This window comes from Kitasatospora sp. NPDC041988 (genome assembly GCF_055588525.1).
The window spans coordinates 1-14138 of sequence record NZ_JBVJCO010000048.1; the positions used below are offsets into that span (position 1 = coordinate 1).

The 14138-nt window shown below is 74.8% G+C and carries 12 protein-coding genes and 1 rRNA gene; 11 read left to right on the forward strand and 2 right to left on the reverse strand.

Annotated elements, in window-relative coordinates; all coding sequences use genetic code 11:
• From rrf to ACZ6NC_RS33850, 10 genes are all read left to right on the forward strand, one after another.
• Positions 1-74, forward strand: a 5S ribosomal RNA gene (gene rrf, locus ACZ6NC_RS33805); the annotation flags it as partial.
• Between the two features lie 234 nt (positions 75-308).
• Positions 309-1685 carry a sensor histidine kinase gene (locus ACZ6NC_RS33810; RefSeq protein WP_465737685.1) on the forward strand — a complete coding sequence of 459 codons (1377 nt, stop codon included), beginning with the start codon at positions 309-311 and terminating at the stop codon, positions 1683-1685.
• The gene (locus ACZ6NC_RS33815; RefSeq protein WP_465737686.1) at positions 1637-2302 is read left to right on the forward strand and encodes a response regulator transcription factor; all 666 of its coding nucleotides are present in this window, start codon (positions 1637-1639) and stop codon (positions 2300-2302) included. Before ACZ6NC_RS33810 ends, ACZ6NC_RS33815 begins: the two co-directional genes overlap by 49 nt.
• A 201-nt stretch (positions 2303-2503) precedes the next feature.
• Positions 2504-4096 carry a DUF2637 domain-containing protein gene (locus ACZ6NC_RS33820; protein ID WP_465737687.1) on the forward strand — a complete coding sequence of 531 codons (1593 nt, stop codon included), beginning with the start codon at positions 2504-2506 and terminating at the stop codon, positions 4094-4096.
• Between the two features lie 128 nt (positions 4097-4224).
• Positions 4225-5514 (forward strand): DUF6986 family protein, encoded by a 1290-nt coding sequence (locus ACZ6NC_RS33825; protein WP_465737688.1) that lies wholly within the window; start codon positions 4225-4227, stop codon positions 5512-5514.
• Between the two features lie 91 nt (positions 5515-5605).
• A complete protein-coding gene (locus ACZ6NC_RS33830; protein WP_465737689.1) occupies positions 5606-6262 on the forward strand; it encodes a YigZ family protein in 657 nt (218 codons plus the stop codon).
• A gap of 170 nt (positions 6263-6432) precedes the next feature.
• A complete protein-coding gene (locus ACZ6NC_RS33835) occupies positions 6433-6747 on the forward strand; it encodes a cupin domain-containing protein (RefSeq protein ID WP_465737690.1) in 315 nt (104 codons plus the stop codon).
• 194 nt (positions 6748-6941) lie between these two features.
• Positions 6942-8699, forward strand: coding sequence for a hypothetical protein (locus ACZ6NC_RS33840; RefSeq protein ID WP_465737691.1), 1758 nt, complete (start codon positions 6942-6944; stop codon positions 8697-8699).
• 113 nt (positions 8700-8812) lie between these two features.
• Positions 8813-10495, forward strand: coding sequence for a restriction endonuclease (locus ACZ6NC_RS33845; RefSeq protein ID WP_465737692.1), 1683 nt, complete (start codon positions 8813-8815; stop codon positions 10493-10495).
• Between the two features lie 312 nt (positions 10496-10807).
• The gene (locus tag ACZ6NC_RS33850; protein WP_465737733.1) at positions 10808-11557 is read left to right on the forward strand and encodes a ZIP family metal transporter; all 750 of its coding nucleotides are present in this window, start codon (positions 10808-10810) and stop codon (positions 11555-11557) included.
• Positions 11558-11581: 24 nt separating this feature from the next.
• On the opposite strand, the gene ACZ6NC_RS33855 is transcribed toward ACZ6NC_RS33850, so the two are convergent.
• Positions 11582-12487 carry a LysR family transcriptional regulator gene (locus ACZ6NC_RS33855; RefSeq protein WP_465737693.1) on the reverse strand — a complete coding sequence of 302 codons (906 nt, stop codon included), beginning with the start codon at positions 12485-12487 and terminating at the stop codon, positions 11582-11584.
• Positions 12488-12593: 106 nt separating this feature from the next.
• Between ACZ6NC_RS33855 and ACZ6NC_RS33860 the strand changes: the two genes are divergently transcribed.
• Positions 12594-13535 carry an EamA family transporter gene (locus ACZ6NC_RS33860; protein WP_465737734.1) on the forward strand — a complete coding sequence of 314 codons (942 nt, stop codon included), beginning with the start codon at positions 12594-12596 and terminating at the stop codon, positions 13533-13535.
• Here ACZ6NC_RS33860 and ACZ6NC_RS33865 read toward each other — a convergent pair.
• The gene (locus tag ACZ6NC_RS33865; protein WP_465737694.1) at positions 13426-14019 is read right to left on the reverse strand and encodes a MarR family winged helix-turn-helix transcriptional regulator; all 594 of its coding nucleotides are present in this window, start codon (positions 14017-14019) and stop codon (positions 13426-13428) included. The two genes, ACZ6NC_RS33860 and ACZ6NC_RS33865, sit on opposite strands and share 110 nt — an antisense overlap.
• Positions 14020-14138 lie beyond the last annotated feature (119 nt).

Consider the following 14138-nt stretch of genomic DNA (forward strand, 5'->3'; position numbering starts at 1 on the left):
ACCCGGAAGCTAAGCCTCACAGCGCCGATGGTACTGCAGGGGGGACCCTGTGGGAGAGTAGGACGCCGCCGAACAATCATTCACAGAGAACCCCCACCCGGATCCCGGGTGGGGGTTCTTTGCGTTTATGCCGTCCCTCATGCCTTATGGCGCACGCCGGGCCCACCGGGGTGGTGCTAGGTCCACCCCGGAAATGGGGTGTGACAGCCAGTGCCCCTGCAGCCCGCCTCAGGAACACTGAATCAGGACGATCAGGACCGGCCTCAGGAGCATCCGTGACAACAGCGAGTCGAACGAGCGGCGCGAGCATGCGCGCCCAGACCGAAGCGGCGCTCGTGTCGGGCGTCCGCGGGCTGGCCCGGTTGTCGCTGCTGATGCTGGGTGCCGTCCCGGCTGTGGCCCTGCCGCTGCTGATGACGCTGTTCGCCGGTGGCGCGGTCATCTCGGTCCTGGAGTCCTACTACCTGGGGGATCTGATCGCCCTGCTGGCGGGCGCCTGCGCGGGCCTCGTGGGCGCCGGCCTCTTCGTCCGCCGGGTCGCGGACCGTACGCGTGCGCAGCTCGTCCGTTGGTACGGGATCCGCCTGCCGGCCGAGTACGTGCCCCGGCCGGTGCTGGAGTCGGACGAGCGCGGGCACTGGTGGACGGGGTACTCGTACCACCGCTCCCACTCCGTGGCGAGGCTCGCGCAGCTGCTGCACTGGGCGGCGCGGGACACGACGACGCGGTCGGAGATCGCCTGGCTGGTGGTCAGCCCGGTGGCGGCGTTCGCGCTGGCGGCGCCGGTGGCCTGCCTGCTGCTGGGCGGAGCGGGCTACGAGGTCGCGGCGCTGCTGGACACCCACGCTCCCGGCCCGGTGGAGTTCGGAGCTTCCTCGGTCCTGGTCTCGGCCGTCTTGGGGCTGGCACTGCTCGCCCTCGGTGTGCTGTTCGCGCCGTTCGCGGTGCGCGGGTACTTCGAGTTGGCACGCCGGGTGCTGGACCGGGACGGCCGGGCCTCACGTGCGCAGCTGACCAAGCGGGTGGCGGAGCTGACCGAGACCCGGGCGGACGCGGTCGGCAATCAGGCGGCCGAACTGCGGCGGATCGAGCGGGACTTGCACGACGGCGCGCAGGCGCGACTGGTGGCGATCGGGATGACGCTGGGCACGATCGAGCACCTGATGGACACCGACCCGGTAGCTGCGCGCGAGCTCCTCTCGGAGGCGCGGCAGTCCTCGGCCCGGGCCCTGCAGGAGCTGCGTGACCTCGTCCGCGGCATCCACCCGCCGGTGCTCGCCGAGCGCGGGTTGGGCGATGCGGTCCGGGCGTTGGCGCTGGACAGCGCGCTGCCGACCGAGGTGTGTGTGAGCCTGCCGGACCGCCCGTCGGCGCCGGTGGAGGCGGCCGTCTACTTCAGTATCTGTGAGCTGCTGGCCAACGCGGCGAAGCACTCGGGCGCGGAGCAGGTCTGGGTGGACATCCTGTACCGGGCCGGGACGCTGCGGATCACGGTGACGGACGACGGTGTGGGCGTGGCCGACCCGGCAAGGGGTACCGGCCTGCGCGGGATCGAGCGGCGATTGGGTACCTTCGACGGTGTCCTCGCCATCGACAGCACGTCGGGCGGTCCGACCACCATCACCCTGGAGCTGCCGTGCGAGTTGTCCTCGCCGAGGACCTCTACCTCCTTCGCGAAGGCCTGATCCGACTGCTGGAAGCACACGGCTTCTCGATCGCCGCGGCGGTCGAGACCGGTCCGGACCTGCTGGACGCCCTGCTGACGCACCGTCCGGATGTCGCCGTGGTGGACGTCCGGCTGCCGCCGACGCTCACCGACGAGGGTCTGCAGGCCGCGCTCCAGGCGCGGCGGGAGATCCCAGGCCTGCCGGTCCTGGTGCTGTCGCAGCACGTGCAGCAGCTGTACGCGCGGGAGCTGCTGGCGGACGGGACGGGCGGGGTCGGGTACCTGCTGAAGGACCGGGTGTTCAACGCCGAGCAGTTCATCGACGCGGTCCGCCGGGTGGCCGCCGGCGGGACGGCGATGGACCCGGACGTGATCGCCAAGCTGATGCAGAGCACCGCGCGCCGCCCGGGCCCGCTCCAGCGGCTGTCGCCGCGCGAGCGGGAGGTGTTGGAGCTGATGGCGGAGGGCTGCTCGAACTCGGCGATCGCGGCCCGGCTGGTGGTGAGCGACGGTGCGGTGGCCAAGCACATTGCCAACATCTTCACCAAGCTCGCACTGGCCCCTGCGGACGACGCGAATCGCCGGGTGCTGGCCGTGCTCGCCTACCTCAACGGCACGGTGGAGCGGGCCGGCTGACGGTCCGACCGGTCACGGCTGCGGCCCGCGCCTGGGGCAGGTAGTGACACCCTGGGCTGCGGGAACGCTGATACAGGTGTACGAGTAAACTCCGGTGGGCCGAGCCCGGAGGTCGCTCAGCCGTCCGGTGCCCCGACAAGCGGGGACCGGCAGCCGGGGCAGCGTACGGCCGCAGCCGACATGCAGGGGTTGATAGACGTAATGGCACGCCCATCGCTCACCAAGGCCCATCGGAGCCTGCTCGGGGTGGTCGCGGCAGGAGCCTGCCTCATCTCGGGCATCGGCTTCGCCGGGTCGTACAACGCCGTGCGGGAGCTGGCGTCGGAGAAAGGATTCGGCGCTTTCTCCTACGCCTTCCCGATCGGCGTGGACGCGGGCATCGTCGTCCTGCTCGCGCTGGACCTGGTCCTGACCTGGCTGCGGATCCCGTTCCCGCTGCTGCGGCAGACCGCCTGGCTGCTGACCGTCGCCACCATCGCGTTCAACGCGGCCGCCTCGTGGGGCGACCCGCTCGGGATGGGCATGCACGCGGTCATCCCGGTGCTCTTCGTGGTCGTCGTCGAGGCCTCCCGGCACGCCGTCGGCCGGATCGCCGCGATCACGGCCGACCGGCACATGGAGTCGGTCCGGGTGATGCGCTGGCTGCTCTCCCCGGTGCCGACCTTCCGGCTCTGGCGGCGGATGAAGCTCTGGGAGCTGCGCTCCTACGACGAGGTGGTCCGGCTGGAGCAGAACCGGCTGGTCTACCGGGCGCAGCTGCGCTTCCGGTACGGGCGCGGCTGGCGCCGCTCGGCGCCGATCCAGGCGCTGCTGCCGCTGAAGCTGGCCAAGTACGGGGTGCCGCTCGACCCGGCGGTGCTGGACCGGCTGGACGACGAGGCCCGTGAGGCCAAGGAGCTGCGGGCCGACCGGACGGCAGCCGCCGCGATTCCGCCGGCCGCCGCCGAGGCCCCGCTGTCGCAGTCGCAGCCCCAGCCCTCGGCTCAGCAGTCCCCGAGCCGGCAGGCGGCGCAGCCCCAGCAGCTCCAGGCTCAGGCAGAACAGCCCCAGCCCCAGCAGCAGTCGCAGCCCGAGGCGGCTGCGCCGGCCGTGGCGCCGGTGCCGGCCGAGGTGGCTGCGCCGATGCTCGCCAAGCTGGCCGCGGTGCGGCTGCGGGCGGCCCAGGAGCCGGCGGGCGAGGAGGAGCAGGCTCCGCCGCAGCCCCGGGAGGAGCTGAACGTCTGGACCGAGCGCCCGGTCCGTACCTCCGGGCCGCAGGGCGACGGCTCACCCGGCGGCAGGGTCCCCGGGCAGGCCTCGCCGTGGTTCAAGCCGCCGCGCCCGACGACTCCCCAGCCGGGCGCACCGTCGGTCGTGCAGCCCGCTCCGCAGCCGACGGGCCCGGCCGCCCAGCCGGTGGCCGCCCGGTCGGCGGCGCGGCCCGCCGCGCAGGCCGTCCTGCAGGAGCCCGGGCCGGCCCAGGCCGCCGAGTACCCGCAGGAGGCGGAGTACCCGCAGGCTGCCGAGTACCCGCAGCAGGCGGACCGCCCCCAGGAGGCGGCCGAGCCCGCCCGCCAGGAGGACACGACCTCCCGTCCGGTGCCGTCCCGGCTCGACCCGGAGCTCTGCTACGAGGCGCTGGTCAGCTACATCGACACCTTCGAGCACCAGCCCGATCCGCAGCGCCTCGCCGACTGGCTGACCAAGGAGTACGGCGTGGCCGGCACCCGGCCGGACGGCTCGGTGCACCCGAAGGACGTCGCCGAGCTCTTCCCCGAGCTGCGCGACCGCTATGCCGCCGCCGGGAGGGACTGACCGGCCGCGACCTGCCCGTCCATCGCTCGGTCGGCCATTGACGCCCGACCGTGGCGGGGTTACCTTCGCCTCAACAAACTGTTGAAGCGTCGGTCCGTCATGGACCGGCGAGGCGCGGAGGAGTGCGGATGTCGCAGGTCGAGCTGGACGGTACCGGGCCGGCGGGCGGAGCCTCGTTCTCCGGTGAGGCGCGTGCCGCCGTGGACGCGCTGCTCGCTCCGGTCGACGCCGACCTGGCCCGCCGCTACCCGGGCGAGTCCGGCACCCGGCAGCCGGTCCACACCGTCTACGTCCCGGCTGACGCCTTCGGCGCCGACACCGTCCGCGACTGGGGCCGCCAGGCGCTGGAGGCCTTCGACACCCACGCCGGCACCCCGGTCGAGCTGGCCCGCGCGCTCGGCGTGGCCGACGACGCACTGCTCGCCGACGTGCACGCCCGGGTCCGGGCCAAGCTGGAGCGGGAGCCGGTCGAGGACCTGCGGATCGACTTCGAGGACGGCTACGGCCCGCGGCCCGACGCCGAGGAGGACGCGGCCGCCGTCCGGGCCGCCGAGCTGGTCGCCGCCGCGGTGGCGGACGGCAGCGCCCCGCCGTACATCGGCATCCGGATCAAGTGCATGGAGGCGGCCGTCCGCGACCGCGGCATCCGCACCCTGGAGCTGTTCCTCGCCACCCTGCTGGCCAACGGCGGCCTGCCCGAGGGCCTGGTGCTCACCCTGCCCAAGGTCACGTACGCCGAGCAGGTCACCGCGCTGGTCCGGCTGCTGGAGGACTTCGAGCGTTCGGCCGGTCTGCCGGCCGGCCGGATCGGCTTCGAGATCCAGATCGAGACCACCCAGGCGATTCTCGGCCCCGACGGCCGGGCCACCGTGTCCCTGATGATCGAGGCCGCCGAGGGCCGGGCGACCGGGCTGCACTACGGGACCTTCGACTACAGCGCCTCGTGCGGGGTCAGCGCCGCCTACCAGAGCATGGACCACCCGGTCGCCGACCACGCCAAGGCGGTGATGCAGGTGGCCGCCGCCGGGACCGGCGTCCGGCTCTCCGACGGCTCGACCAACGTCATCCCGACCGGCTCCGCCGAGCAGGTGCACGCCGCCTGGAAGCTCCACCACGACCTGGTGCGCCGCTCGCTGGCCCGCGCCTACTACCAGGGCTGGGACATGCACCCGGCGCACCTCCCGACCCGGTACGTCGCCGTCTACTCCTTCTACCGCGAGGGCCTGGAGGCCGCCGCCGCCCGGCTGGCCGCGTACGTCGCCAAGGCGGGCGGCGACGTGATGGACGAGCCGGCGACCGCCCGGGCGCTCAGCTCCTACGTGCTGCGCGGGCTGGACTGCGGAGCGGTCGACCTCGCCGAGGTCACCTCGCTGACCGGCCTGGACCGCGCACAGCTGGACGCGCTGGCCGGGCGCTGATCGAGGGTTAGGCTGGCGGGGCCGCCGGGGGCCACTCCGGCGGCCCCGCCGGCCTCCGTGCCGCCCTCGCCCCCGGGAGAACCGCCGCGCCATGTCCGCCACGCCGGAGCCGACCCCCAGGCAGTACCTCACCATCCGGCGCGCGGGCAGCCACGAGATCGAGATCAAGAAGTCCCGCTTCATCTGCCACCTCGCCCGGGTCACCGACGAGGACGAGGCGCAGGCGTTCATCGCGGGCATCCGCAAGCAGTACTGGGACGCCCGGCACAACTGCACCGCCTTCGTGGTCGGCGAGGAGCAGCGGCGCGAGCGCTCCAGCGACGACGGGGAGCCCGGGGGCACGGCCGGCGTGCCGATGCTGGAGGTGCTGCGCCGGCGCGGGCTGACCGACACGGTGGCCGTGGTGACCAGGTACTTCGGCGGGATCAAGCTCGGCGCCGGCGGCCTGGTACGGGCGTACGGGAACGCGGTGTCGGAGGCGGTGGACGCGGTCGGGCTGCTGGAGCGGCGGCCGGTGGCGCTGCTCGCGGTCACGGCGGACCACACCCGGGCCGGGCGGGTGGAGAACGACCTGCGGGCGGCCGGGTACACGGTGAGCGACCTGGCGTACGAGGCCACCGGAGTGCGGATCGAGGTCGGGGTGCCCGAGCCGGACGTGGCGGAGTTCCACACCTGGCTGGCCGAGGCGACCGGCGGTACCGCGGTTGCGGTGGCGGCGGGGCGGACGTACGTCGAGGTGCCGGTCTGAGGCCGGTCCCCGCGCCGGGTTTCCGAGCCGGGTTTCCGAGCCCTCCCACGACCGCGGATCCGCGCGCACGGGTTTCGGGCAGACTTTCGGACAGTTCGGGTTCGGCCCGTTTCAGGGCCCGGCGGGCCTGCCTAGCCTGGGCGCACCGCCGACCAGGAAGCCGAGCCGAGATGCCCGTCGTCCAGACCATCACGCTGCCCCCTGGGGCCAGTACCGGCTGGCACTATCATCCGGGCCGGGTCGACGTGGTGGTGCTCTCCGGGACGCTGACCCGGACGCTGCACGACGGCCGGGTGGAGGTCAGCCGTGCCGGGGACTCGCTGGTCGAGGAGGCGGGGCCGGTCCACGTCCACGTCGGCCGCAACCACGGGAGCGTCCCCGTCGTCCTCATCGCCGGCTACGACATCCCGGACGGCTGCCCGCTGGCGGTCCCGGTGGCGGCGCCGGAGTGGAGCCGCAGCGCCGTCGGGCGCGACGACGGCTGAGCACGCCCGCAGCAGATCACGGCCCGCCGCGTCGGGCGGCTTGAGCAGATTCACTCGAACGTATTGACGTGACCCGGAGTTGGAACTTCCGCTCCGGGTTGTGGCGTTTCCTGGGCAAGGATCCGGCCGAACCGGACGAACCACCCATCGATGGAGGACGAGAGACCCCACCACCGCACCACGGAGGTATGCGCATGACCTCAGACCGCTCCCCGTCGCCCGCCCGTGCCGATCTGCCCGGCCCGAGAGGCCCCGCGACGCCCTACCGGATGACCGTCACCACCGCGCTCCCGCACGCCGACGCCGTCGCCCTGGCCGACCAGCGCCTCGGTGCCTGGCTGAAACAGGAGGGCTGCGAGGAGCCCCCGCCGGTGCTCCGCGAGCCCGTCGACCACGATCCGGGTACGCCCGCCCCCGGGGCCGACCTCGCCGCCGATCCCCCCACGCCCCCCGCCGAGCGTCTGCGGCTGGGCGGCCGGGTCCTGCTCGACCGCGACGGCGGCCTGCTCCGCGGCGGCCCCGGCCGCTACGACCGCCGCCGGCTGCGCACCCCGGCCCCGCACGGCACCCACCAGCTCACCCTGACCATAGCGACCGGGGCCGAGGGCCCCACCTGGGTGCGGCTGGAGGCCGAGACGCACACCAGCGGCAGCGGCGTGCGGACGCCCTGCCGGGTGCCGGTGCCCGAGTTGGCCCGCACCCTGCTGCCGCTGCTCGACGCCGCCGACGGCCCGGCCGCCGTCCAGCTCGCGCCGCGGGTGCTGGCCGCCGGCGACGTCGACGCCCTCATCGACGAGCTCTGCGACCCGGAGCGCCGGCTGCCCACCGTGGTGGCCAGCGTGCCGGTCGACCGCGGGCTCGACGCGTGGGTCGCCGAGGTCGTCCGCCCGCTCTGCGGGCAGCTGCCCGGTCTCGCCACCGCCTACGTGCTGGACCCGGGCGCCCGCACGGAGTTCAACGTCGCGCTGGAGTACCACACCGTGTACGGCGGGGCGGTGCGCACCTACCTGCCCGAGGTCGACCCGGCCTCCCGGCACGACGGAGCCCGGCACCCGGTGCTGGCCCGCCGCCGGATAGAGGAGGACCTCCGCCGGGCGGCCGGCCTGCTGGCCCGCGAGCCCCGCCGGCTCGCCGTCGAACAGCCGTTGCCCCCCTCGCTGGCCGCCGTCCCCGTGCTGCGGGTCCCCCCGCCCGCACCCCGCGCGGGCACCGGTCCGGACGACGCCGCGGCCCGGGCCGAGCTGGCAGCCCTCGCCCACGAGGAGCGGCTGGACCGGGCCGAGCAGCAGGCCAGGGCCGACGAGCTGGAGCGGGCCCGGCACAGCCTCCGCCGGGAGCGCCGCCGCGGCGCCGCCCAGGTGCGCGCCCTGGCCGGCCGCCTCTGCGCCGGCCCCGGCGGCACGGCCGCACCCGGCCGGACCGGTCACCGCTTCGGCACCTCCGGCACCCCAGGCGGCCCAGGCACCCCCGGTACCTTCACCGAACTGATGGCCAGGCTGGGCGAGTTTCCGCTGCTCACCTTCACGGGGGATCAGAAGGCCGCGCTCGCCCTGGACGAGCTGCAGTGCGCCGGAGCCGGCTGGGCCCGGCTCACCTGGGACGGACTGACCGCCCTTCAGGAGTACGCCGAGGCGGCCGTGCGCGGCGAGGCCGGGGGCGACTTCAAACAGTGGTGCGAGCGGACCCCGGCCGGCTGCCACCGCTTCCCGCCCCGCAAGGCGGTGCGCGGGGAGTCCCGGACGGTCTTCAGCCACACCAAGTGGAAGCGCGAGCGGATGCTGCCGGTGCCGGAGTGTGTGGACGCCTCCCGGCGCGCGTTCATGGGCGCGCACCTGCGGATCGGCGGCGGGCGCACCGCACCGAGGCTGCACTACCTCGACGACTGCTCCGGCAGTGGCCGGATCTATGTCGGCTACATCGGCCTGCACCTGACCAACACCCGGACCAACTGAGAGGCTTGGCTGACCGGTGCGCCCGTTCGGTGGACAATGGCCGGCAGGGGTGGGCAGCGGGGTCGCCGGCCGGCCCGGGCAGGCGCCGGACGAGTATGGGGGAACGACCACCGATGCAGTTCTCAGCAGACGGCCACTCCGACGGCACGGTCATGGCCCCCCAACCCGGCTTTCTGGCCTCGGTCTTCCGAGACCTCGGTGTGGACGTGCCCGACGGACCCGACGGACCGGACAGTCCGTCGGGCCCGCCGGCGCAGGCCGGCCCGCCCGACGGCGCACCTGCCGGCGCACCGGACGGCGCGCCGTCCGCCTCCCCGTCCGGCGCGGGCGGGGACGAGGCCGTCGCCGCGCACGCCCGGGCCGCCGCGCTGACCCACCACCGCACGCTCACCGTCCAGGCCGAGCAGAAGCGGCTCGCCGACCTGCTGCGGCGGGCCGCACTGCCCGTCTCGGCCATGGACTTCGAGAGCCAGCTGCGCCAGTACGAGCCACGCCCCTACCCGGCCGACGGCCCGGCACCGGCGGCTGCGGAGGCCGAGCCGCGCTGGGAGGACTACGCGCCCGCCGGGCCACCCGCCGCCGACCCCGACGAGAGCCCGTCCCGGCGCCTGCTGGACTCCGGCTACCAGCGCGAGCTGGCCCAGGCCCGGCTCACCCACCAGCGCGCCCTGCGGGAGTGGCGCACCCGGCAGGCCGAGGCCGGCAGCCCGGCCGCGGACGAGTCCCGGCGGGCCCACGAGCAGGCCGAGCAGGCCCGGGCGCGCGCGGTGCGGGAGTACAACGACAGCCTGGAGGAGTGCCGCCGGGCCTACCGGCTCGCCGAGCCGGCTGCCGTCGAGTCGCTGCTGGAGCGCGCCCTGGCCGCCGCCGAGACGGCCACCCAGGACCTGCCGGCCCCCTGCCGGGCGGTGTTCCGCCCGCTCACCCGCACCGCCGTCCTCGACCTCGACCTGCCCGCGCTCGACCTGGTGCCCTCGCTGACCGGTTACCGGCTCGGCGCGGACGGCGAGATCCTCCCGGTGCCGCGCCCGCCCGCCGACCGGGCCACCGACTACCTGCGGCTGGTCGCCCGGCTGGCGCTGCGCGCCCTGCAGGCCGCCGACGCCGTCGACACCGACGAGATACTGGCCGGCGTCGTGCTCAACGGCTGGCTGCGCGAGCCGGGCGGCGCGGAGCCGCTCTGCCTCGTGAGCGTGGACGCCGACCGCGACGCCCTGGCCCGCACCAGGCTGCTTCCGCCGGCCGCCCCCTACGAGGAGCACGACGGCGAGGGCGTCTACGCCGACGCCGAACAGGACGAGGCGCTGGTGCGGTTGCGCCAGCTCGGCGCCGCCGTCACCCCCGACCCGTACGCCAGGGCCGGCGTCGAGCCGGCCGCCGTCGCGGGGCCCGCCGTGCCGTCCGCGCCGGACCTCTCGGCGAACGAGTTCGCCCAGCTGGTCCGCGAACTGCTCACCCGGGGCGGGCTGGCGCAGTGGAGCGTACGGCTGCGCGGACCGGCCGGGCTGGTCGCCACCGGCGAGGGACCGGCCGGCAGCGCGCTGCCCGGGCGCTGGGTGGTCTGGGCCTCCCGCGGCGCCCAGCCGGTGGGGGAGGAGGAGATCAGGACGCTGGCGGAGGCGGTCCGCGAGGAGTCCGCCGAGCGCGGCCTGCGGCTGACCACCGGCCGGTTCGCCGACGAGGCGCTCGACCTCACCGCCGAGGACGGCCACCAGCACATCCACCTGGTCGACGGCGACGGTGTCCGCGAACTGACCCGCACCCACCTCGGGCTCCCACTCGCCGCCGGCCACTGAACCGCCGGCCACTGAACCGGCCATTGAACCGACGGCCACTGAACCGTGCGCCATTGAGCCGCCGGCTGCTCACCCCGACGGCCCGCCCGGCGGGCGACTGCCCGGACGGCGCGTGAGGCTGGTGGGCGCGGGTGCCGGACTGCCGGAGCCCGGCCGGGTGGTGGCGCTGTACGGTGGCCGCTTGCGCAGCCGTCCGGCATCGGTCGGTGGTCGGCCCGGTGGCGGGCAGGACGGGGGAGGCAGGGTGGGCACGGTGCCCGGTACGGGGGAGGTGCGGTGACCGCGATCCTGGTCGCCGCCGGGGCGTTCCTGATGACGCTGATCGGCGGCTACGTCGCCCAGCGCACCGGCGACCGCCGTCATCTGGTGCTCGGCTTCGCGGCCGGGCTGATGCTCGGCGTGGTCGCCTTCGACCTGCTGCCGGAGGCGCTGCACCAGGCGCCCGAGGAGATCCACGGCGTGCCGCAGGCCCTGCTGATGTTCGCGGCCGGCTTCCTGGCCATCCACATCGTCGAGCGGGCGGTGGCCATCCACCGTGGCCACGAGGGCGAGTACGCCGAACACACTCATGGCCACCAGCACGCCCACGGGCACGCGCACGGCCGCATGCCCGGCGGCAACGGGGCGCCGGGCATCGGGCTGACCGCGGCACTGGCCCTGGTCGGCCACAGCGTGATGGACGGCTTCGCGATCGGCGCCGCCTTCCAGGCCGGCACCACCGTCGGAACGGTGGTCGCCATCGCCGTGGTCGCGCACGACTTCGCCGACGGCTTCAACACGTACACGATCACGCGGCTGTACGGGAACGACCGGCGGCGGGCACTGACCCTGCTGGCGGCGGACGCGCTCGCACCGGTGACCGGCGCCGCGATCACCCTGCTGTTCACCATCCCCGAGCGCCTGCTCGGCCTCTACCTCGGGTTCTTCGCCGGCTTCCTGCTCTACCTGGCGACCTCCGACATCCTCCCCGAGGCGCACAGCCCGCACCCCTCGCGCACCACCCTGCTCTGCACGCTGGCCGGGGTGGGCTTCATGTGGCTGGTGATCGGCTTCGCGAGCTGACCGGCAGCGTGGCCGGCATACCGTTCACCCGCCGAGCGCGGCCCACCGGGCGCGTATCGCGGTCAGCGCCGCGGTGATCGCCGGGCGCCGGGAGGCCTGGGTGCGCCAGAGTGCGAACACCCGGCGGGAGGGCTCCGGCACGACCGGCCGGGCGACCACCTCCCGCGGGAGCGCGTTGCGGCCCAGCCGTGGTACCAGGCCGACGCCCAGCCCGGCCGCGATCAGCGCGATCTGCGTCTCGAACTCACCGACCTGGTAGCACACATCGGGCTCCTCACCGGCCTCCCGCAGCGTCCGCACCAGCCAGTCGTGGCAGATGTTGCCGGGTGGCACGCTGATCCAGCGCAGTCCGCTCAGCCGCCCCACCGGTACCACGGCCAGTGCGGCCAGCGGGTGGGCGGCCGGCAGCAGCAGGTCCACCGGGTCGGTGCCGACGTCCAGTCGGGAGAGGCCCTCCTGCACCGGCAGCGGCACGGTCGGCCAGTCCTGGACGAGCGCGAGGTCCACCTCGCCCCGGGCCACCAGTTCGGCCGCCGGGTACGGGTCGCTCTCCAGCAGCCGGACGTCCAGTTCCGGGCAGCGCTCGCGCAGGTCGGCGAGTGCACCCGGCATCAGCCCCCGGGCGCCGGTGGCGAAGGCGGCCACCAGCAGCCGTCCGACCGCCTGGCCGCGCTGCTCCTCCAGCCGCACCTCGGCCTGTTCCACCAGCCCCAGCACCGCCTGCGCGGTGGCGGCCAGCTCGCGCGCGGCGTCGGTCAGCACCACGCCCCGGCCCTGACGTTCCAGCAGCACCGTGCGGGTCTCGCGCTCCAGCTTGGCGATCTGCTGCGAGACCGCCGACGGGGTGAACCCGAGCGAGGCCGCCGCCCCGCCGACCGAACCGTGCACGGCCACCGCGTGCAGCGCCCGAAGGCGTCCCAGATCCATCATGCAGCAATGCTAAAGCGTGGCCTTCAGTATTCATCGCTGGTGCTACACGGTCGATGGCGGCCATCCTCGACCCATGACCGCAACACCGTCCGCCACCGGCGGCAGCATGAGTCCGCGTCACATCGCCCTGGCCGTCCTGGTCGCCGCCGTCTGGGGCCTCAACTTCGTGCTCATCCACGTCGGCCTGGCGAACTTCCCGCCGCTGCTCTTCTGCGCGCTGCGCTTCGCGGTGGTCGCCGTCCCGGCGGTCTTCTTCGTCGGTCCGCCCCGGGTGGCCTGGCGGTGGGTGCTCGCGGTCGGATTCGTCCTCGGGGTGGTCAAGTTCGGGCTGCTCTTCCTCGGCATGCACGCCGGGATGCCGGCCGGACTCTCCTCGCTGGTCCTCCAGAGCCAGGCGGTCTTCACCGCGCTGTTCGCCGCCGTCCTGCTGGGTGAACGGCCCGGCGGGCAGCGGCTGGCCGGCCTCGCGATCGCCTTCGCCGGAATCGGGCTGAGCGCCGTCGACCACGGCCTCGGCGGTCCGGCCGGCGCGTTCGCCCTGGTCATCCTTGCCGCGCTGGCCTGGGGGCTGTCCAATGTGCTGACCCGCAAGGCCGCCCCACCGGACGCGCTGCGCTGGATGGTCTGGGTCAGCGCCGTCCCGCCGCTGCCGCTGCTCGGGCTCTCCCTGCTCGTCGAGGGGCCGGCCGCCGACCTGAAGGCGTTGCGTGAGATCACCCCGGCGGGCCTCGGCGCGATCGGGTACGTCGGCCTCGTCTCCACTCTGTTCGGCTTCGTCGCCTGGAGCTTCCTGCTGCGCAGCTACGACGCCACCGCCGTGGCACCCTACTCCCTGCTGGTGCCGGTGTTCGGGATGTCCTCCGCCTGGCTGCTGCTCGGGGAGAAGGTCAGCCCACTGGCGGGCTGCGCGGCGCTGCTGGTGATCGCCGGGATCGGGATCACTGCGCTGCGGCCGGGGGCGCTGCCCGCCGCGGCGGCGTGGCGGCCGCGTACGCGGCCTCGGCGGAACGCAGTGCCCGCAGCAGCGCGTCCTGCTCGGCGGGGCTGACCGGGCCGAAGTACTCCTGCGCCACCTCGTGCCGGACCAGTCCGATCCGCTCCACCGCCGAGTGGCCGGCCGCGGTCAGCACGATCCGCACCGCGCGCCGGTCGGCCGGGTCCGGGGTCCGCTCGACCAGGCCCGCCTCCTCCAGTGCGTCGACCACGGTGGTGGCCGAGCGCGGGGCGATGTGCAGCCGGTCCGCGAGGTCGCTCAGCCGCATCGCCCGGTCCGGCAGCTCGCAGCCGGGCGCGTGCGCGAGGGTGCGCAGGGCGCGGCCCTGGCCGGGGGTGATGCCGTAGGGCTCCAGTCGCTCGCTGGTGCGGCGGCGGATCCGCTTGATCGCCCGGGTCATCGCGTCGGCGAGTTCGGCGGCGGTGTCCTGCGGGGCGGTGTCCTGGGCAGCGGTGTCCTGGGCGGCGGTCGTCTGGCGGGCGGCCGCGTCGGGGACCGGGGAGGAGCCCGCCGCGTCGTCGGTCGGCGTGGTGGTCATGGGCGGCTCTCCTCGGCAGGTGTCCGACCAAGGGTATCGGCCGGTCCGGGCGGTGGAGGGCGGCGTGGACCGGCCATCGGACGGGCCGTGGGGCCGGGCGCGGGGCCGGACCCGAACGG

Coding starts and splice junctions, on each gene's coding strand:
- ACZ6NC_RS33820 (WP_465737687.1), top strand. CDS start 2,504: ATGGCACGCCCATCGCTCACCAAGGCCCATCGGAGCCTGCTCGGGGTG.
- ACZ6NC_RS33825 (WP_465737688.1), top strand. CDS start 4,225: ATGTCGCAGGTCGAGCTGGACGGTACCGGGCCGGCGGGCGGAGCCTCG.
- ACZ6NC_RS33850 (WP_465737733.1), top strand. CDS start 10,808: ATGACGCTGATCGGCGGCTACGTCGCCCAGCGCACCGGCGACCGCCGT.
- ACZ6NC_RS33835 (WP_465737690.1), top strand. CDS start 6,433: ATGCCCGTCGTCCAGACCATCACGCTGCCCCCTGGGGCCAGTACCGGC.
- ACZ6NC_RS33845 (WP_465737692.1), top strand. CDS start 8,813: ATGCAGTTCTCAGCAGACGGCCACTCCGACGGCACGGTCATGGCCCCC.
- ACZ6NC_RS33865 (WP_465737694.1), bottom strand. CDS start 14,019: ATGACCACCACGCCGACCGACGACGCGGCGGGCTCCTCCCCGGTCCCC.
- ACZ6NC_RS33860 (WP_465737734.1), top strand. CDS start 12,594: ATGAGTCCGCGTCACATCGCCCTGGCCGTCCTGGTCGCCGCCGTCTGG.
- ACZ6NC_RS33830 (WP_465737689.1), top strand. CDS start 5,606: ATGTCCGCCACGCCGGAGCCGACCCCCAGGCAGTACCTCACCATCCGG.
- ACZ6NC_RS33810 (WP_465737685.1), top strand. CDS start 309: ATGCGCGCCCAGACCGAAGCGGCGCTCGTGTCGGGCGTCCGCGGGCTG.
- ACZ6NC_RS33855 (WP_465737693.1), bottom strand. CDS start 12,487: ATGATGGATCTGGGACGCCTTCGGGCGCTGCACGCGGTGGCCGTGCAC.
- ACZ6NC_RS33840 (WP_465737691.1), top strand. CDS start 6,942: ATGACCTCAGACCGCTCCCCGTCGCCCGCCCGTGCCGATCTGCCCGGC.